Annotated in this window: 17 protein-coding genes and 1 tRNA gene; 7 read left to right on the top strand and 11 right to left on the bottom strand. The window is 44.6% G+C overall.

The window, feature by feature from the left end; translation table 11 throughout:
* Positions 1-200 precede the first annotated feature (200 nt).
* Complete coding sequence (locus QUA16_RS17680) at positions 201-674, bottom strand: ABA4-like family protein (protein ID WP_333104702.1); 474 nt, start codon at positions 672-674, stop codon at positions 201-203.
* Positions 675-964: 290 nt separating this feature from the next.
* Here QUA16_RS17680 and QUA16_RS17675 point away from each other — a divergent pair, with 290 nt between their 5' ends.
* Entirely contained in the window at positions 965-1975 is a 1011-nt protein-coding gene (locus tag QUA16_RS17675; protein ID WP_333104701.1) for a leucine-rich repeat domain-containing protein, read from the top strand.
* Between the two features lie 232 nt (positions 1976-2207).
* Here QUA16_RS17675 and QUA16_RS17670 read toward each other — a convergent pair whose 3' ends face one another.
* Together QUA16_RS17670 and QUA16_RS17665 are read right to left on the bottom strand one after the other, a co-directional pair.
* Positions 2208-2570, bottom strand: coding sequence for a hypothetical protein (locus QUA16_RS17670; RefSeq protein WP_333104700.1), 363 nt, complete (start codon positions 2568-2570; stop codon positions 2208-2210).
* On the bottom strand, positions 2522-4021 hold the full coding sequence (locus QUA16_RS17665; protein WP_333104699.1) for an NAD(P)/FAD-dependent oxidoreductase: 1500 nt from the start codon (positions 4019-4021) through the stop codon (positions 2522-2524). The genes QUA16_RS17670 and QUA16_RS17665 overlap by 49 nt, the downstream gene beginning before the upstream one ends.
* Positions 4022-4091: 70 nt before the next feature.
* Between QUA16_RS17665 and QUA16_RS17660 the strand changes: the two genes are divergently transcribed.
* The 3 genes from QUA16_RS17660 to QUA16_RS17650 all read left to right on the top strand — a co-directional run bounded on the left by QUA16_RS17660 (position 4092) and on the right by QUA16_RS17650 (position 8419).
* Positions 4092-5783, top strand: a complete 1692-nt coding sequence (locus QUA16_RS17660) for a hypothetical protein (RefSeq protein ID WP_333104696.1) — start codon at positions 4092-4094, stop codon at positions 5781-5783.
* Positions 5784-5964: 181 nt separating this feature from the next.
* Complete coding sequence (locus QUA16_RS17655; RefSeq protein ID WP_333104695.1) at positions 5965-6960, top strand: pentapeptide repeat-containing protein; 996 nt, start codon at positions 5965-5967, stop codon at positions 6958-6960.
* Positions 6961-7051: 91 nt separating this feature from the next.
* Positions 7052-8419 (top strand): serine/threonine-protein kinase, encoded by a 1368-nt coding sequence (locus QUA16_RS17650; RefSeq protein ID WP_333104694.1) that lies wholly within the window; start codon positions 7052-7054, stop codon positions 8417-8419.
* A gap of 381 nt (positions 8420-8800) precedes the next feature.
* Here QUA16_RS17650 and QUA16_RS17645 read toward each other — a convergent pair whose 3' ends face one another.
* Positions 8801-11218 (bottom strand): ATP-binding protein, encoded by a 2418-nt coding sequence (locus QUA16_RS17645; protein ID WP_333104724.1) that lies wholly within the window; start codon positions 11216-11218, stop codon positions 8801-8803.
* Positions 11219-11489: 271 nt separating this feature from the next.
* Here QUA16_RS17645 and QUA16_RS17640 point away from each other — a divergent pair, with 271 nt between their 5' ends.
* The gene (locus QUA16_RS17640; RefSeq protein ID WP_333104693.1) at positions 11490-11846 is read left to right on the top strand and encodes a hypothetical protein; all 357 of its coding nucleotides are present in this window, start codon (positions 11490-11492) and stop codon (positions 11844-11846) included.
* A 624-nt stretch (positions 11847-12470) separates the two neighbouring features.
* Here QUA16_RS17640 and QUA16_RS17635 read toward each other — a convergent pair.
* The 4 genes from QUA16_RS17635 to ndhL form a co-directional block, all read right to left on the bottom strand.
* Positions 12471-13118: a DUF6658 family protein gene (locus QUA16_RS17635; RefSeq protein ID WP_333104692.1), complete on the bottom strand. Its 648-nt coding sequence runs from the start codon at positions 13116-13118 to the stop codon at positions 12471-12473.
* Positions 13119-13656: 538 nt separating this feature from the next.
* Complete coding sequence (trpA, locus tag QUA16_RS17630; protein WP_333104691.1) at positions 13657-14454, bottom strand: tryptophan synthase subunit alpha; 798 nt, start codon at positions 14452-14454, stop codon at positions 13657-13659.
* Between the two features lie 233 nt (positions 14455-14687).
* A complete protein-coding gene (locus tag QUA16_RS17625) occupies positions 14688-14993 on the bottom strand; it encodes a DUF3007 family protein (RefSeq protein ID WP_333104690.1) in 306 nt (101 codons plus the stop codon).
* Positions 14994-15227 (bottom strand): NAD(P)H-quinone oxidoreductase subunit L, encoded by a 234-nt coding sequence (gene ndhL, locus QUA16_RS17620; protein ID WP_333104723.1) that lies wholly within the window; start codon positions 15225-15227, stop codon positions 14994-14996.
* A gap of 178 nt (positions 15228-15405) precedes the next feature.
* On the opposite strand from ndhL, the gene QUA16_RS17615 reads away from it, so the two are divergent.
* A tRNA-Leu gene (locus QUA16_RS17615) sits at positions 15406-15490 on the top strand.
* A 78-nt stretch (positions 15491-15568) separates the two neighbouring features.
* Here QUA16_RS17615 and QUA16_RS17610 read toward each other — a convergent pair.
* Together QUA16_RS17610 and QUA16_RS17605 are read right to left on the bottom strand one after the other, a co-directional pair.
* On the bottom strand, positions 15569-15853 hold the full coding sequence (locus QUA16_RS17610) for a flagellar alpha dynein (protein ID WP_333104689.1): 285 nt from the start codon (positions 15851-15853) through the stop codon (positions 15569-15571).
* 32 nt (positions 15854-15885) lie between these two features.
* Positions 15886-16215 carry a hypothetical protein gene (locus QUA16_RS17605; RefSeq protein WP_333104688.1) on the bottom strand — a complete coding sequence of 110 codons (330 nt, stop codon included), beginning with the start codon at positions 16213-16215 and terminating at the stop codon, positions 15886-15888.
* A gap of 409 nt (positions 16216-16624) precedes the next feature.
* Between QUA16_RS17605 and QUA16_RS17600 the strand changes: the two genes are divergently transcribed.
* A complete protein-coding gene (locus tag QUA16_RS17600) occupies positions 16625-16867 on the top strand; it encodes a hypothetical protein (RefSeq protein ID WP_333104686.1) in 243 nt (80 codons plus the stop codon).
* A 160-nt stretch (positions 16868-17027) separates the two neighbouring features.
* On the opposite strand, the gene QUA16_RS17595 is transcribed toward QUA16_RS17600, so the two are convergent.
* Complete coding sequence (locus QUA16_RS17595) at positions 17028-19802, bottom strand: DUF3854 domain-containing protein (RefSeq protein WP_333104685.1); 2775 nt, start codon at positions 19800-19802, stop codon at positions 17028-17030.
* Positions 19803-19987 lie beyond the last annotated feature (185 nt).

Below are 19987 nucleotides of genomic sequence, written 5' to 3'. Positions count from 1 at the left end.
ATCGAGGATTGTAGGGGCGGGTTTCACCAACAATAATTGCCTAAAACCCATAATTTCATAAACCCGCCCCCACCCAACGCTAAACCGCCATCTACCTCTTTCAAAATACAAGGAGCGGGTTTAGCTACGATCTATATTGTTATTGATATCTTGCACCATTCTTAGGAACAAACGGGCCAGAGATCCCGTTCCACAATACATCAATTTTCTTGGGGGTTGGCTCCAGAACCCGCCCCTGAAAGACTTTCAGAACTCGGAAAAAACCTTTGAGTAATCCAAGCAGTTACAATATGAGAAAGCAATCCCATCGGCCCCGCAAAAAAACACAAAGCCAAAGAATGAACCGTCCAAACTCCTGTCCGCTGTCCTTCCCAATAAATCCAGCGCCCGACAAACAAGTCCATCACTAAAAAATGTATCCATCCCGTAGCCGCCGCCGTTTCCTCCCCCAGAAACTTAGCAATATCTGCTAACTTAGGATTGGACAAAGCAGCCGCATTTTCCGCAGTCAGACTGCTACCAAACAAATATATGTACAAAACGGCGAGCACTGCAAACGGAATAAAGGAATTCATCACTTTTCGGGTAATTCCCCAGTTTGGTAATAAAATCATAATTGCCCAGAAAGGCACAACGAACAGATTACCGGCATTAAAAATTAGTTCTGGTGTCATAGTTGGCTCTTGGCTCCTGCGAAGGCAATGCAATTAAGGATGTTAAGATTACTTTACACAATTTTTGCGGAAATTTCTCAAAACCCGAAAAAAATCTCATTCACAAATGGAATAGAATTGCTATAGTTATAGCCTTTCTCAGTAACATGAGGTGTTCATTGGGCATCGGGCATCGGGCATCGGGCATCGGGCATCGGCATAGGACTCACTCCATACCTCACCACGTTTGAGAACCGCTATATCTAAAATTTCAAATATCCCATCTAAAATCGATTAAGGCAGCACAGCCCATGACAACTTATAATAACTTTTCGGCTTGGTGCAAGCAGAAAGAAAACATCTCTCCCGGTGCCAAACATACGGTAGAAATACTGTTGCAAATATCAGAGACTTCCGAGTGTGATCGAGCCAACGAACTCCTTTCTAATACAAAAGAACTTAACCTCAAAAATCTTCAAATTACCGATATCAGCCCCCTCTCATCTTTCACTCAACTTACTAATCTCATCCTCGGCAGTAATCAAATATCTGACATCGCTCCCCTGCAATCTTTAACTAACCTGAAAACTCTGGTTATAGATGTCAATCAAATATCAGATATCCGTCCGCTTTCATCTCTAACAAATCTGAGTATACTCGTTCTCGATACCAATCAAATCTCAGACATCAGTCCCCTAGCAGGTCTAACTAATCTTACCGCACTTGTCTTGTTTGACAACAAAATTTCTGACATCAGTCCCGTGAAAGCTTTAACTAAGTTAAATGCGCTGATTATCTACAACAATCAAATTTCCGATCTCGCTCCTCTGGCAAATTTAACTGAACTCCAGACACTCTACCTTTACAATAATAAAATATCGGATATCTCCCCGCTGGCTTCCTTAAAAAATCTGACGACGCTCTTTCTGTTCGGAAATGAAATATCTGACATTACCCCGTTGGAATCTCTAACTAACTTAAACAAATTGGTTTTATTCCAAAATCAAATATCAGATATAAGTCCTTTGACATCACTCACTAATTTAATTGAACTCAACCTCGGTAACAATCAAATATCAGACATCAGTCCGCTGAAATCCTTAACTAATTTGACTGAACTTTATCTGTTCAACAATCCGATTTCGGATAGCAGCCCGCTGCAAGCTTTAAATAATTTATTTTTACTAGACTTGTACAACAATCAAATCTCTGATATCAGTTCCCTGCAATCGTTGCAAAAGTTAACTACACTGGACTTGCGCGGTAATCCCATTGTTAATAAAATTTGCCCTGTCAATCCTGAATCTATCTGTCGGTTTTAATTAATTATTAAGGTCGAGGCAAGATGGCGGTTTATAGAGTATAATATTTAAGGTAAATATCAGGAGAAAGTGATGAGCGCACACGATGCTTTGATGTTAGGATTGCTGCTGTTGCCAGGTTTGGCTTTGTCGATCGCAATTATGGGCGCTTTTGCCGCTGGTGGATAATCAGTTTTGGCAGCAGGCAGATTTTGTAAAAAGTAGTTTTTTCCTCGTTTTCCTCGTTCCCTGGCTATGGCTGGGAACGCATTTCACTATTGCTCTGCCTCCTGTTTTTTTGCCAGGGAGGCAGAGCCTCTGGATCTCGGTTCCCAGCCAGAGGCAGGGAACCAGTTAATTTTCCTTCTTCCTTTTTCCTTCTTCCTTTTTCCTTCTCCCTGACATCCGTTACATCCGTTACATAATCCGTTGCCGAACTTGCTTCTTCCTTCTTCCTTCTATCCTTTACATCCGTTACATCCGTTACATCCGTTACATCCGTTACATCCGTTACATCCGTTACATCCGTTACATCCGTTACATAATCCGTTGCCGAACTTCCTTCGCTTACAAAAATTGTGCTGTCACATCGGAATTTACCAAAGTATTCGCGCACAAAATACCCGATGCTGCGACAGCGGGCACGCCAATTCCGGGCATGGTGCTGTCTCCCACGCGATACAAGCCTTTGACTGGTGTTTGCGGGCCGGGAAATGTGCCTTTTCCGGCGGCAATAGCAGGCCCGTAAGTTCCTTGATATCGGCGTAAAAATCGGGCGTGGGTTAGCGGTGTGCCGATCGACTCTAAGACTATCCGCGATCGCAAATCGGGTATAATTTTTTCTAAAGCTTGAAACAGAGATTGCGATCGCTCTTGCTTTTTCTGTTGATACAATTCGCCATATTCCCAACCTTCATAAGGTTCCAATGTATAAGCGTGAATGGTGTGATGTCCGGGCGGCGCGAGAGTTGCATCCCACACTGTAGGAATCGAAATCATGCAAGTATTTCCGGGTAATGTAATGTCAATCTTGCTGTCGTGAACGACGACGTGGTGGCCTGTTAAACCCTCGAGTCCTTCGGCTTTAATTCCTAAATGCAGGTGCATGAAACTGTCTACTGCTGGCATCGACAAAGCGTTTTTTCGGTAGCTTTCGGGCAAATCTTCAGGTCGCAGTAACTTTGTATAAGTATCCCAGACGGTGGCATTTGAAATGACAATCGGGGCGCGGATAACTTCGCCATTTTGCAAGCGAACGCCTGTGGTTTTGCCGGATTCAACTAATATTTGCTCGACGGGAGTTCCCAGGCGCAACTTTCCTCCCCAGCGCTGCAAACCTCTGACTAAAGCATCGACGATCGCACCGCTGCCACCTACAGGATATTCGATCGCACAGCGCGATCGTTCGCCAATCATAAAAGCTATTTCCGGCGCGACAGTTCCGTGCGCTTTCAAACCCGACAGCAAAAAGCACTCCAAATCGATCAAACGCCGCACCCAAGGATCGCGCACATCGCGATCCATCAAGGAACCTGCTGAACCCGCGATCGCACCTACTAGCGGCAACAGCTTCAGCAAAGCAGGCGAGTACCGAGACAGCAAAACAGGTATCAACTGCCAGTCGGATCTCAGCGCTAAAGCCGGAATTCCACGCAAAGCTTCATACAAAACTAATAAATTTTGTTGAAATTGCTGTAATTCTACAGCACCTTGCGGTGCGAACTTAGCGACAGCATTTAAGTAACTTCTCGCATCAGCATAAATCGGTAAACTCCCCTCTGGAAAATGGTAATGCCCCAGCGGATCGTAGGAAATTGCTGCGATCGATTCCTCCAAAACATCAAAAACTTGCCGCAAAGGATTGAACGACCCCGGGTCAGTCAAACCGCAATAAAAAGAAGGCCCCGAATCAAAGTGAAATCCCCGGCGCGAAAAGCTGTGAGCTGCCCCGCCCGCTATGACGTGGCTCTCGCAGACGAGCACCTGCTTGCCGTAGCGAGCTAGCATCGAGCCTGCGACTAAGCCCCCAATACCGCTGCCAATTACGATCGCATCAAAGTCTTGCATTTATCAAATGTGGTATAATTGTATTATTTCTTGCTGAGTGTTGACAGGGTATTTTTATGGGAGGAAAACTATGAAAGCTTTATCTATTTTAGATGAAGTTGTTCGCGAATTAGAACAAGACGTGAATATCTCGCGCATTAAAAAAATAATATTTTTTGCTTGTAAAGAGTTCTGGGAAAACGACCCGGCCCAACTCGCCAGCGCCGATGTAAGGATTTTAATCGAAGAACTGTGCGCCAAATACAGCAGGTTAGAAGATATTGAAGCAGTTTTAAACAGTATAGTCTCTAAGGTTAATAAAAAAACCGAGTATGCTTTAGTAGCAGACCTCATAGTCTGTCAACTTAGCAGGCTGTATGAATTTGAAGACTTCACCAAATTAGAAGTAAACATATCTAGTTTTGGCGGTCAGGAAGCTCCCGCATTTGAAGAGCACTTTAGTTCGGAAATACCCAGCAGCGAAGAAAGGACAAGAAACCCCGGCCCTTTATTTGATGTCAGACAAAAAATTTTGCAGCAAACAAATCCGCTGAGGGCGAAAATCCTAATTTTTTCGAGTCTTTATCACGATTTCACTTTTAGCGATCGCGACTGGCTACTGCTGAAAACTCAAGAACTTGACACTCTGCTGCGACAACTGTTTAATGTCTGTGGCAGCCTAGGCGAACTGGAATCTCATTTATACAGAACTGCTAGCAATCTCGACAACAGAGATGAAAACGATCAAGCTGCTAGCGTAATCATCAAAGCGATGAATCCTTGTTACGCAAAAATGCAACAGGAAGAATCTTATGAAGCCGAATCTTCGGCTAGTGAAGATTACGATCAGACACATTTAAACAACAGTGTTTATGAAGAGAGCGAGATGGTGGACAGGCGCACCGATTATTTTGATCCAGGCGAGATTACTCACATCCTTCAAGCTGCTCCACCTCATTATCATTATGACCCTCAAAAGAGTTACTTAGTGCCTGACACGGCAGAAAATCTACCGTTTAAAGAACCCGAAACCAGCAATAATTATGCTACCGAGTTCCGACAGGAAATCGTAGAAACCTTCCCCGTTGCAGAAATGCCGACTATTATCGAAATTTTAGAACCGGCGGCTCCTGTTATTATAAATATTAGCGATTCCATCAAACGAAAGTTGGGATTGGAAGAAGAAATGACAGAATTAGTCAGTCAAAGTGCTAACTCCGCAACGGCGCAAATAGAAAATATATTCACCCAGTTAGAAGCTGCTTTGAACGGAAAATTTTCTACGGGAAGTGTAGAGGAGCGTTTGTACTGGAAATATAAAAATCTCAGAGAGTATGTAGGAAAAGTTCAGAAGTTTACCGATAAATTGCTGGAAATCTTGATTGAATTGGAGTCAAAAGAAAGCGGGAAATATCCTTCGGAAATCACAGAAAATCTGGTTGACAATATTTCAGACATCCCGCAGGAAAACTCTAGCCATAAAGCAAATCAGTATCAGCTTCTGGAAATGGCCAAGCAAGGCAAACCAAAGGCGATCGCCCAATTGATTAATCAATTGCTACAGCCTAAAGGAATTGCTGCTACAGTAGGATTTAAAGACGGTTGGCTCCATGTGATTCTGGAGTCGGCTGAAGTACCAAACCAACAGGCTACAGCTACCTACATTCACAAAAAACTGTGTACTTTAAAATCCAAATATCTTACTCATGTGAAAATTCACGGGCGACAGTTAGGCAACAAAACAGTCTTTTGGACTCAAGAATTTGTCAATCAAACTCATTAAACGCTCGACTCAAGTCTGGGGTGACACAAACTAAGTCGGCCTGCGTCAACTGAAATTCAAGAAATTTCATCAAATTTCTCAGACTCAAGTCTGGCGCTACAAAAACTAAGTCCGCCTGCGCGAACAGAAATTTAAGCAGTCTAGAAATAGCAGATTGTACCTAATTAACAACAAAAAAAATATGAATGCCAGCGAAATTTTAAGGCGATATACATCAGGAGAACTAGATTTTCAAGGTATGAATCTCAGAGGGGTATACCTGAGCGGTGCCGATTTAATTGGCGTCAATTTAAGTAATGCTGACCTCTGGGGTGCAAACTTAGCGATGTCGTACCTGAGCAGAATTAACCTTCAGCGCGCAAATTTAACTAATGCAAAGCTGTGCGGTGCTAACTTAAATCAAGCGAACTTGAGCGGAGCAAATTTGTCTGATGCAGACTTCCACGGAGCGACTTTGCAAGGTGCAGACTTTCGCAAAGCCAACATCTCTTTGGCAGTTTTTATTGATGCAAATTTGAGCGATGCAGATATGCGAGGTGTGAATTTGCAAGGTGCAGATTTGCGCGGGGCGTGCTTGCGTGGTGCAAATTTGCGGAAGGAGGTACGGATTTTTGAGGGTGCAAATTTGCGGGGTACAAATTTGCAAGGTGCCGATTTGCGGGGCGTCAATTTGCAAGGTGCCGATTTGACTAAAGCTAATCTCAGTCACGCGAATTTGACAGAAGCATCTCTGGGGGAAGCAAATCTGACTCAGGCGAATTTGAGCGAAGCTATTTTAGATGGCATATTTTTGACTGAAGCAACTTTGGTAGAAACAAATTTTTCCTGGGCTGTAATGACAAATGCTAAGTTGGAAAGAGCTGTGTTAATTGATGCCGAATTCGCTGGCGCTAACTTGCGGGGAGCATTTCTTCCTGATGTTAAGTTGAGCAATGCTAATTTAGTTATGGCTGACTTGAGTCGAGCTAACTTGGTGAGGGCTGATTTGAGTCGAGCTAATTTGAATCAGGCAAATTTGAGTGAAGCTGATCTGACTGATGCTTACCTGGCTAGAACAGATTTGCGGGAGGCAATTTTGCACCGCACAATTTTGATTAGGGCAGATTTGAGCACTGCTAATTTAGGGGGTGCTCAGTGGCGCGGTACAATTATGCCGAATGGAGAAATCCACGGATAATTACTTGTACTAGCCATTTAACGCTCTCGGCCAAATAAATCATTTAATACTTAAGGAAATTTCATATAATTTAAAAAAAGAGGGCAATGCTGTGTTAGATTCAGGAAAAATTTTACAAGAACGTTATCAATTGCAACAGCGTTTAGGACGCACAGCGGCCGGTCATCAAACTTGGCTAGCAGTAGATTTAGAGTCTCAAGAACAGGTGACGCTGAAAATGTTAGCTTTTAGCCCGGAAATGCAGTGGGAAGAACTCAAGCTTTTTGAACGAGAAGCACAAGTTTTGCAGGCGCTAAATCATCCCCGCATTCCTTGCTATCGAGATTATTTTTCCCTTGAACGGGAAGCGGGAGCAGGATTGCCTTGGTTTGGATTAGTGCAAGATTATATTCCGGGATTTTCAATTCAGGAATTGTTAGAAAAAGGCAAGCGATTTTCCGAGAAAAACGTGCAAAAAATTGCCACGGAAGTGCTGGAAATTTTAATTTATTTGCATGGATTAAGTCCCCCGGTTTTGCACCGAGATATTAAGCCGAGTAATTTAATTTGGGGCAAAGATAGGCACGTTTATCTAGTAGATTTTGGCGCTGTGCAAGCTCAAGCGGCGGTGACAGGCGTAACGTTTACAGTGGTAGGAACGAGTGGCTATGCACCGTTAGAACAGTTTTGGGGCCGGGCGGTTCCGGCTTCCGATTTGTATGCTTTGGGAGCTACTTTAATTCATTTGTTAACGGGGGCGACTCCTGCGGATTTGCCACAGAAAGATTCTCGGATTCAGTTTAGCGATCGCGTGAGTGTGAGTCCTAGTTTGGTAAGCTGGATTGAGAAGATGACGGAAATCGCGTTAGAAAAGCGTTTCAGCGAGGCTAGAGAGGCTTTAGCAGCTTTGAAATCGGGAAACATACAAGGGGCTAATCTTCAAATTGAGACTGTGAGGAAAATTGCCAAACCACCTCACAGTCGCATTCAAGTTAGCAAATCAGCGACGGAGTTAAACATTAAAATTCCGTCTAGTTTAGTCAGAAAGCCTTTTTCAGTTTCTGTTAGAGGAATATTATTTTTACTGCTACTGGGGCCAATACCTTTATTATTTTTTATACAAGTAAATTTAGCTATTGGATTAGGATTGTTTACGATTATAGTAGCTATTGGATTAGGATTGTTTACGATTATAGCAAGTATCTTAGTTAAAATTGTGGGTCAGGGTAATAAAATTACATTTAACCGGAACTACTTTAAACTGGAACATCAGATATTTGGTTGGACTTCTTCACAACAAACTGGGGAAATTTCGGAAATTTTGGGTACTTTTATATATACCATGACTCAGGGAAATCAAATCAGGATTCGTTCAGGTAACGATAGGGGAACTTACTTTTATGTTTTAGCAACAGAGTTGAAAGAGGTGGAGGCGGCTTGGTTAGCGCAAGAAATTCAAGATTGGTTAAATTTAAGATAATTTTTTGTAGGGGAAGCCTTGGTGATTAATTTTTTTTGTATAATAGACATCTCCCAAATAAAAATGGGTTACGCACTCACTTATAGGAGGTCTAAAATACAGCAAATTCCCGGTTCATTAAGTCCCCATATTCTGTCACTCTGGGAAAATAAAAGTGAGAGCCAAATTTTTAACTGTACATAGAGCGGAGATTTGAGCGTTTATTTTCTAACAGAATGGCGGAAATCAAGATTTTTGATAAAAGTCTTATGCTCTAAGCATCCCGGATTATTTTATGCCGAAAGTGACAGAACAGGGGTATGTCAAGGCTGCCAAAAAAAGACCCCAATAAAAGTCAGTATATCTTATTACGCGATCGCCCAAAAAACATTAAATTTTAATTCAAATTTCTCCCTTCACAGGCAAAACGATCGCAAACTCAGTGCCAACTCCAAGCTCTCCCTTCACCTCAATGCTTCCGCCATGTTTCTCTACCGCAATCTGGTGGACAATTGTCAACCCCAATCCAGTTCCCTTTCCGACACCTTTCGTCGTGAACAAATGGTCGAATATCTGCTGTTTAATTTCCTCTTTGATTCCGGTGCCGTTATCAGCAATTTTAATTTTAATGTACCCTTCGCTGACTAGATCCGTGGAAATCGTGATGCGGTTGGGATTGGCGGTAATTTCGCTAAAAGTGCGTCCTATATTTGACTCTTCTAAGGCATCGATCGCATTGGCAAGCAGGTTCATGAAAACTTGATTCAATTGACCGGGAAAACATTCGATTTTAGGGAGATTGCCGTATTTAGTTATCACTTCGATCTGCGGGCGGTGTTCGTTTGCTTTGAGACGGTGTTTCAAAATTAAAATAGCGCTATCAATGCCTTCGTGAATATTAAAAGGAACTTTGTAGTCTTTGTCGCCTCGGGAGAAGGTACGCAAACTGTTGCTGATGCTGCAAATGCGCTCGCACCCAAGTTGCATTGAATCAATCATCTTCGGTAAATCTTCCAAAAGATAATCGAGGTCTATCTCTTCGGCGTGGTCGGCTATTTCCGATTGCGATGCACCGGAGCGATACAATTCTAAGTGTTCGATAACATCTTCCAAACTCCTCTTACCTTCGCTTAAATTCCCAGAAATAAACCCAATCGGATTGTTAATTTCGTGGGCGACTCCGGCGACTAAATTACCCAAGGCAGACATTTTCTCACTTTGCACGATTTGCAGTTGTGCTTGTTGTAAATTTTTTAAAGTTCTTTCTAGCTGTTGATTTTGCTCTTGCAAAAGTTCGGCTGCTCGCTTGCGCTCAGTGGCATCCACAGCCAAACCAATAATCCCGATTGTCTCGCCCAGGGAATTTTTTAACTGCACTTTCGTGATTTCTAAATCGTGTAGTTTGCCGTCAACAAGTCTGAGAATTTCGCTGGAGTAATGCGGCAAATCTTGAGCAAGGCAGGCGGCATCGGAAGCCAGACAGCCCGCTGCATTCTCCCCCAGTATATCTTTATAATGATCGACAGCTAGGAAATCGCTCAGAGACACGCCCACATCTTGAGAAAATGTCTTGTTCAAAAACTGTACTTTACCACTGAGATTCACCATCCAAATCCAAATCGGAGCGACATCAAGAATCGCTTGGAGCATTGTTTTCTGATCTGCAAGCTGAGCTTCGGTTCGACTAATTTTTACTAGCGATCGCTCTAATTGTAGGTTGTAATCCTGATATTTTTTATAGAGTAGAGCATTTTGCAAACAGATGGCTGCCTGGGAACACAGGAGATTGAGAAGTTGCAGGCGATCGCGGGTAAAAACTTTTGCGGTTAAGCGGTTTTCCAGATACAAAATGCCGACTAAGTTGCCTCGATCGAGAATCGGCCAACACAACAGGCTCTGCGGTTGGTATTTGAGGATGTAGGAGTCGGAATCCCAATCACGTTGTTGAGCGAGATCCCGAACAATCACAGGTTTCAATAAATTTTTAACGCAGTCAACAATTGTGAGGGGCAAGATATCGCTGTTTTCATCGAGTTTTGCCGATGATAAGTCGATCGCCCATTCGAGTCCCGAATTGTCGATCGCGCTTGTAGCCGCGATTTCCCATTGATTGCCGTTTGGCAAAATCAGCGCCCCTTTGTTAGCTGCTGTATTTTTCATCGCCAGTTGCATCAGTTTGGCAATCAGTCGATCGAGTTCTCTTTCACTAGAGAGCCCTTGACAAGCTTTTAGCAGTGTTGAAAAATTCCCGAAATCTGAGACGCTCGCCGAAACAGACGGAGGAATGGATGGATGAATGGATGGATGAAGCGATTGATTTTGCCCAGCAGGTGTTGGAAAATTTGCTAAGGGATGTACAGGGAGTTTTGCGGGTTCTAAAATCGGTTTTAATAATTGAGGATAACGTTTTTCTAAGTCATCAATTTTGGCTCGATCTCCCCAGCGGACATAGCAATCATAGGCATCTATCATGTAGATTCTGGCAATTTTTTCTCTTCCCAATGACAGGTAAAACTTAGCAGCGAGTTCGCAGGCAAGAGCTTCTTCATTGACATATTCGTGAGCTTTAGCTCCGGTAATAGCTCGATCGTACAGTTCCATTGCTTCTGCTGTCTGTCCCAAAACGCCGAGCAATTCGGCCTCAACCAGATCGAACTTGTGTTGGTAATTGATCGGCGTATGGTGCGCGAATTCTTGGAGTTTTTTCTGACTAGCCCCAACGCGCTCAAGGATTTGTTGGCGCTCCGCCGGTGCGGCCTCTGCATAGAGTGCCAAATCGGCCAGCGCATCATAAAAGTCGTGCATCATCGTTACTAGCATCAAAACAGAATTCCCAAGATAAGGTTTGCCTCCATTTCCCCTGTCGATTGGCGGCGGATTACGGCTCGAATATATCCCGAATCCGTGGCCTCTTTTTGCTAAAATTTATACACCTCCATCGGGCAGATAACAGTCTAGATTAATTGAAATATTGGAATGTTTAATGTATTTGTAAATAACCGGTCTGCGTTCAAGTTCGTCGAGAATGTCTGTTCGGTTGAGGACTATTTCTCCCGATGCAATTAACGGTCGCTAATGCAACTTTATTCGATTGGGGCAGCACCGCGTCCCGGAAATCCTCCGCCACCACGACGTAGGTTTGAGAATTTTAGCGGCGGGTTGTCGGTCTTTCTCGCGCACGAACGGATCGATAGCCGATCGAGAATCTGTGTACAAGTGCGCGATCGGGCGATACCTCGGTATTACCGTAGTCCAATCTACTCTATCTACTATTGCGTCCATATCGGCGGGCCTCCACCCAGACATTAACGTGACAAAACTTAGTGTATCTATCTTAGGGCATAAATACCATAATTTTCTAGCGGTCGATCCCAAATTCCAATTATCTGTTAATGAACAACATTTTATACTTGGGCGATCGGGATTAAAGCTTTTTACTTACGTATAAGTTTCTGCTGTTAATCTCAACTGCGATTCAATGAAGGCGTAATACGGTAGAAACGCTGCCTTATCATGTCTTGAAAAATACAATTGCTAATTAAGTGAATTTAATATAGCGCGATCGCCCAAATTTCCGCCAAGCCGATCAAAAACTTACTACCTTAAAAAGTCCAAATATACTCTATAGAAATTATAAAAAATCCGTCGTGAAAGCAGTGGCATTCCAGTCCCCCGAATTTATCCGTGGGGTCAAAGCTTCAATTCTTTAATCTAAAATCTAAAATCTAAAATCTAAAATCTAAAATCGATTGACCGAAAGCATCCAGGATACAAGCCCCCGGATTCATCCGTCCAGAAATAAAAAACCTGTATCCGATCAACTTGTCCCCTAATTTATCCGTGGGGTCAAGGCTTCAATCCTTTAATCTAAAATCTAAAATCTAAAATCTAAAATCGATTGACTTTACCTAGATTCCGACAGGGGTTAAAACCCCTGTCGGAATGTAGCTTCCAGAGAAGGAAACAGCGTTATTTGAGATTAGTCGTCTGTCGCTCTTTTTGCCGCTCGTTGAGGTCAGTCAATATCTAGATTCACTTTCTAGCAAATATTGTCTGAGGCATCTTGAGTATTCTATCTTGCATCTCGTGCTGCATCATTGATATTTTCTTGACCGCCGGCGGTATTATATCTCAGAGACTCAGTACCCTCTGATACTCTTTCTTTTGCTCCCTGCGTGGCTTCTTTAACAATATCTTTTGCTCCCTTCAAGCCATCGCGAGTGTTTTCTTTAAGATTAGAAAAGCCTTGTTTGGTTTTGTCGCCAAAGTTATCAGCTTTGCGCTGGGCGGTGCGAGCATCTTCCTTCACCTTGTCCCCAATTTGGCCTAGTTTCTCAGGCGCGTCATCCGCTACCCGCCGTACATTTTCGCCTACATTGTTGCTAGATTTGGTATCGATGCGGTGCTGCGCTTCCTCTTTGAGAAGCTGAGCTTTTGCTTCTTGTGTTGTAAGCTTTTTGTTTCTGGGATCGACATCGGGGTAGTCGTTCATGCCGCCTTTGAATTCGGACGTTACAGCCCCGGTCGGCACTTCTTCTCTAATTTGGTCGGCTGTTTTTCCTACCCTCGCATCAGCTTTTCCTGGCATCACATCCGTTTTTCCTGCCGCCACACCAGGGCCGCTGCAGGCTGTACTCACTAATACTAAAATGCCAGCCAGAAAAACTGTTAAGATTTGTACAGCTCGAATTTTTTTCAGAAATGCAGTTAGTCTCTTCATAAAAATGCTCCTTTCTATTGTGAGATGCTCAAATGCTTTGTGGCTTTGTAGATGTCTAGCCTTACCAAATTAGGCACTTAAACACTTTTTTAAGTATACGAATAGAAACCGCAGCTTTTCATCTATCCCAAGTTACATTCCTTAAGTTATAGTAGAAGGAAGAAGGAAGGAAGAAGGAAGAAATAAGAAGGGAGAAGGGAGAAGGAAGAAGGAAGAAGGCTCTTCGGCTTGGCGAGCGGATAGAAATCAGCAATCAGGAAGAAGGAATGGACAATCCTCAATCTTCTACCTATTATTAAAAGTCGCAGCATCCCGCACCGGACAAGGCAATGTCGTTTCCCTACATGGCTGTTTGGTTCTCTGTGCGCGCACTAGGTTGAGATGTTTTGCCTTTTAAGTTCAAAAAAAAACCTTCCGGTCAGGAACCAGAAGGCAGTGGATGTATGATCTCAAGTACAACAAGGTCTTTAATCGCAATTGTCGTGGCCTATCCCGATCGCACACATCTGTCTAATGGCTGAAAGTATGTGCACACTTACTAAGCATTTTGAATCGCTGTTTTTAGACTTTTGCAGAATTCGCCGATCGCCTCTAAACCCTGTTCTGGAGTTCCTTCGGCCAAGCGTTTGACAAAAGCACTACCAACAATCGCAGCATCTGCACCCCATTCTTTCACTTGGCGAGCGTGTTCGGGTTTCGATATACCAAACCCGACGCCGATGGGTTTGTCGGTGACGGCGCGAAGTTCTTGCAGCAACTCTTTTGCTCTCGTTTCTAAGCCTTCGCGTACTCCCGTAACCCCCGTCACACTGACTAAGTAAATAAATCCTTGAGACTGACGAGCGATCGCTTCTATACGACTTTTGGGACTTGTCGGAGCAACTAATAATGTTAGTTCAATCCCTAATTTGTTGGCAGGTTGGATGAGACTGTCGGCTTCTTCTAAGGGCAAGTCTGGTACAACCAATCCCTGAACTCCAGCACTTTTGATTTGCTGCAAGAAGGTTTCTATACCTCGGTACAAAATCGGGTTGTAGTATGTGAAGAGAATGATGGGCGATCGCAAATTCGGACTAACTTTCGCTACCATTTCCAGCACCGAATCTAACCGCGTTCCCCGCTGTAGAGCCCTTGTAGCAGCAGCTTGAATCACCGGCCCGTCAGCTAGCGGGTCAGAATATGGAACACCAAGCTCGATCGCGTCTGCACCGTTGTCATCCAAAATTTGCAGTGCTTTAGCCGTTGTCTCCAAGTCTGGGTCGCCAGCAGTAATAAAAGGAATCAATGCACATTGGTGGTTCTTGCGTAACGTTTCAAAACAATTAGAAATAGTCATTAGTTATTAGTCATCAGTCATTGGTCATTAGTCATTAGTCATTGGTCATCAGTCATTAGTCATTGGTCATTAGTCATCAGTCATTGGTCATTAGTCAGCGGTCATTAGTCATTAGTCAGCAATCATTACTTGGCGGTCTATATTCATCTTCCTTAGCTTTTAGTCGGCAGTCTTTATTTCACCGTTTATTGCTAATGACTAATAACTAATGACTAATGACTAATGACTAATAACTAATTATCTTTTTCCTGCTCAATTTCGGCTTGAAGTTTGGCTAATTCTTCAGGAGTGAGTGCATCTAGCTGCTTCTGCAAGACAGCTTCTTTGTAGTCTTGCAATTGCTGGCTGTAGGTCATATTTTGAGTCAGTGCTCGAAATAAATAAGTCACCAGCCAGCCAATCAAGCCGGCGACCAAAAATAACTGACTCCAAATCCCTGCATTCATGCTGTCGAGTCCGGCAAATTGCAGTAGCAAGTAGACAAACCCACCTGCTACAAAAAAGCCGACACTGATTCCAATTACGTCAATACGTCGCATTTATGCTTCTATCTGCCGCCGTTTGGGCCGAAAATTCAAAAATGGAGCTAGGAGAAACATACCTGGGAAGAAGAAGAACATCAAGAAGTACATGAAGCCGCGCTCAAAAGAGGTGGCCACGTACCAGCGGCTGTTCAGGTAAGCGTAGGTGGCCGCGGGTACTACCAGGAGGTAGGCTCCTGCCAAGACGGCGTAAAGCAGTAAGGTAATATACATTTTTTGCTCTAGACGAATAATAACACGGGTAGTCGGTTGACACGCTCCGTTAGCTGGTTAACTATTGTACCGCTTGGGGAGAGCCAGCGCGACTTTTGGGAATTTTTTGATTAGGGGTTGCGTAAATTGGGGTTTTGCCTGTAGAATAAAAGGCTGTTGCTCTTAGTGGCTCAAAACCACAGCAGCTTGACCAAAGGGGGGCGTGGCGGAATGGTAGACGCTACGGACTTAAAATCCGTTGACCCGAAACGGTCGTGTGGGTTCAAGTCCCTCCGCCCCCATGAAATTCAATCCTTTGTGAGTCAATGGTTTCAGACTTATTGCCCCAGCAAGAGCTCTGTTTTCCGCTCATCTTTCGCTCAGTTCCGCTCTTGAGAGTGGTCGAGTATTTCCAAAACCACCTCTATATCCGCCAAGCTTGCCCCGGACTTTTTGCGCCTGGCTTTCAACTGGTTGAGTAAGTCGGCTGGCTCTGGAAATTCTGTGACAGTCGGAGCTGAGTTTTTATTTTCCTCTCGATCGCGCCGTGCTTCCTTGAGCTCTTGCTCTAACATCTGCACCTTCAGTCCTAAATCGCCGTTGCGCTCGTGTAACTGATTCAGTTCTGCATCCCATTCTGTAAGTTGCTTGTTGGCCGCTTTCAATTCCTGCCTGAGCGATTCATCGTTGCCATCGCTCAGGCACTCAATTTTCCCAGCCGTTCCTCAATGGCGGCCATACGCTCCATCACGGGGTTAAGACTTGAATTTACAGCCTTGTCTACAATGTCTACAATATCTGTAGACACGACGCTATCATTGCTTCGTGTAGACAAAGTTGTACACATTGTAGACACAGTATCGTTGTTTACTGTAGACACTGTAGACACCGTTGTAGACGTGCCTGAGACTTCCTTGAGAATGCGTTGTGCGGCTTGACTTACCGACTCACCCTCTAGCCTCTGAGCTTCTATCCAGTTCAGGAAGTGACCGGAAGCTCTGAATGATACGACTTGACTTTGACTCATTGTAGACACCTGTATACAGTATTTGTCTACAATAACTGATAACTGTCTACAGTGTCAACATATTGTCTACAAAAGTTGTAGACATGAAAACGTGGGCCGGGGGGGGAGCCGGGTTATGGCCCGCCCCCCCGGCCGCGACAGTCAGAGTTTAAAGCGCCGCAGGCCAACCGGGGTGAGTAATACCCGGTATAACTAAGAAAAATAATGATATAATGATAAATTAATAGATTAGAAGGCTCTATCTGCTTGGGATACAGCCATTTTTGAATCGATAAAATTAATCAATATTTTCTTTGATTTCATGATTAAATCAGTTAAGCCCCCTGGACGCGGTGGAAGGCGAATAGGGTCTGGTCGCCCTTCCACATGGTCTACAACCGCAGTTAAGGCTATTAGAGTACCAATTTCCTTGGCTGACCAACTGCTAGAGATTGCTCGATATCTTGATGGTCAGGAATATTTCTCTCCCCCGTTTTATTCTTTTGAGGATGAAGATTCCAAAGATTTTGATGGTTCCAAAACCATGAAGCTACATTATTTGCGTTTTTGTGTTCATGCTTTGACTTGTCAAAATAATCAATTACGCACTGAGATTGAAAGTTTAAAAGCAGAACTAAAATCTGCTAAAAAACGAAGCTTGAGACTGATTTGATTTCTTCCATCTCTAGCGGGATTTTTCCGAAGTTCCGCTAGTAAGCTCCGCCAAAGTGCATAGGCTCCGTCGGAACTTCGGAAAAATAGCCGCCACCAGTGGGGTTACATAAACTTTTGGGTAACTTTCACTGGTGGTTGTTGTGGGCGAGATTTAGCCGTTAGTCGGCGATTTCCAAGTGTTTGGGGTCAAGCCATGTGGTAAAACTTCCGTCGGGCTTTACGCAAGTAATCTGCCTGTATTTGTCGATTGCATCCACCACCAACTCTACGTCCGCTAACTGTTCAGCGTATTTTGTCCCGACGTAACGGACTCGCAGGCCTTTCTTGGCGGGTACGGTCTTGGGCTGAGTCTCGGCTTTTACGCTTGTGGGCTGACTTAGCATTTCCACCAACTTTTGCCGCTCGCTGTCGGTAAGTTGAGAAAGTAAATTACACACTTCCGCAAAAGGTGAGGAAACTGGGTTGCCAGAGTTGCCAGCGCTCTGTGTAAGGGTTTGTGGGTTGCCAACTGGGTTGCCAGTATTTTTGGCCAACTTACTTGGCAACTCACTTGGCAACCCTGTATCCCTTGCTGTGTCTACTGGCAACTCTGGCAACCCAGTTTTGTGAGTTCTTGTGGAACTTTGCACGAAGTTGATTCCCAGCAAGTATTTTTGTCCCCTTCGTTCTATTTCGTCACGCCCGTTATATCGGTGAATTTGTACTTTAGGGAAAATCTCACACAACCTTGAATACAATTGGTTTACAGCCTTCACGGGGGCATCGTACTTATTGGAAAGTTTATTCCAAACCAGCTTCTCCTTATTATTGTTGGACTCTTTTTCTAAAATCCCCGCATCCTCATACCAGTCCTGCAACTGCTGCCACAAGTCTTGAACCCAAACACGTCCACCAGCCTGAACCTCCAAACCAACCTCGCGGGCAAACTGCCAAAGATGCCGGCTTTCTTCCTGAGCTTCCCGCATCGCCTCACGGGTTGCGTTGTAGTCAATACCCTCAGCCAACAACAGCGGCATCCGCTCCAACATCTTGTTGAGCATCGCCGGCGCAATCCGCTCCAGAATAAAGTCTGGGTCATCCTTAAAACGCGGGTCAGCTTCTAACTCTCCCTGAGACGCGACAGCGCCACGCTTGTAAGTTTTCTTAAAGCTCAGGATGCCGTAGCGGTCATCAATAGCAGCTGTCCCCCCGGTGATAGACGGTAGCTTATTGCAGTTAGCCAAAAAGATAGCCGTCGGCTTGTACTCATAGCTGTCCTTGCCCTTGCGCTCAATATCAATCGGGTCGCCCGTGATGAACTGCTTAAGACTTTGAAGAGCGTCAAGACTCACATTTGAAGCATTCTCAGAAGCCCAGTTACAGACACCGCCCTCAATCGTAGCCAGTGCAAATTTACGTCCACCGTCGTAAGCCTTGAAGTCTGACAGCGATTTCCCAGTCATACCCCGCCCAAAGACAGCGGCCAACACAGCCCGCAACGTATCTTTGCCGTTAGACCCCTCGCCGTAGCACAGCAAACCTTTGACTCCCTTACCAGTCAGCTTTGACCGCACCAGCTTCAGATTCAACGCAGCAGCAGCAGTCCGCAGAAATATCTCGCGCTGTGCCGGCTCAAGACACTCCAAAAGGCGATCGCAATCGGCGCTATCAACATCAGGGTCATACTTGCTCCCGACGTAGGTATAGACCTGGCTAGGGTCATGTGGCACAAGCGAATGGGAGCCATCAGGATTAATCCTCACTACCCCGTTAGAGCAGTTCAAACCGTCAGGATTTATCTTGTTTGGGTCAACCGCATTCCGATTCACAACCCAGTTGAGAACCTCAGCGACGTTACTAGACTTGGCTCGGTTGTTGACCCAAACACCCTTTACTTTTTCCGCGTAGGTATTGAGCCAGTCACCGATACGACGCTTTTCCTCGGATTCCGATCGCAGTTCGTAGTGACTGCCGACATATTGATAAAGCTGACCTCCAATAGATTTCCAGTGACCGTCTGAGTAAAGTGCAGCCTCTGCCTTCTGTACGAAATTTTGCAGTGCGGTCGGTGCTGTGTCTGGAATGTAGTCACCTACACTACTGTCATACTTCTGGCATACTACTTCTTCTCGCGTACGCGGGTGAGGAGTTAAAGAAATATTAGGGTTTGAAGGGTCATTTTTGCGATCGCCTTTTTTAAGCTGCTTCTCCCATTTGTCTAGGGTTGGCGCGCTTGCTACAGCCTCCTTGAATGCCTCATCACCCTTAGCTTTGATGAAATCATCCATCCCTTTGAATTGGGTATCCCAAACAGTGATGTGCACCTCACAGCCACGCTCAACTAACAAGCGGCCAAACTTCAGAATGGCTGCACGGCAAGATTGGTTGGCTGCATAGTCGGAGTCAAAGTCTATGTAGTGAACGGTTCCAGGTTGCGCCCACTCTTCTACAAAGGGCGCTAGTTTTCCGTCTTTCCCCCAGTTCCACACACCTGTTAGGGCAATGGTGGCAAAGTCAATGCTCAACCCGGCTCCTGCTTTCTTGGTTCCCTCAGTCCAGTGACGGGGAATAGATTTGTTGTTCCAAACTTTGAGCCAGTAATCCTTATCTGGCATCGCCAAGAAGATGGCATCGGGTTCCATGCCACTACCTGTGAGGTATTTGCGCGGTTTAGAACCTTCTGGCTGGTGTGGTTTGTCTGGTTTGCCTTGCCCGTACCAGTTGCCAGCTCGTTCACCAGTTTTCCACTGGACACCTTGACACCACCAGCCCCCCGTTTTAATGGGTTCCTTTGGACGGATGCGTTCGTTAAGTTCTTTTGCCGTCAGCGATTCGATGTTGAGGGAGGCGATCGCTTCTGATACCGCTGAGCCTTCAACCCATTCAGTCAGGTGCTTGCGGATGCAAGGATTAAATTTTGGAAATGCAGAATTTGATGTATCATTTGAATACATGGATTTAGCCCGTCCTCTGGACAGGTTGAACGTTTATAAGTTTCAAAAAGCCGTTGCACGTCAGGTTCCAATTGAAGAGCAGCGGTTTTTTTGTGTTTGTTGGTTTTGAGCCCACACTCCGCACTTCAATAACACTACATAGTATAGTACATTGCTAGGCCCGAATGAATAAGTAAAAATACTTA

It is taken from the genome of Microcoleus sp. S13_C3, assembly GCF_036700905.1.
Taxonomy (GTDB): domain Bacteria; phylum Cyanobacteriota; class Cyanobacteriia; order Cyanobacteriales; family Microcoleaceae; genus Microcoleus.
The sequence above is the reverse complement of the archived record's forward strand: the minus strand, read 5'-3'. Positions and strand labels throughout refer to the sequence as shown.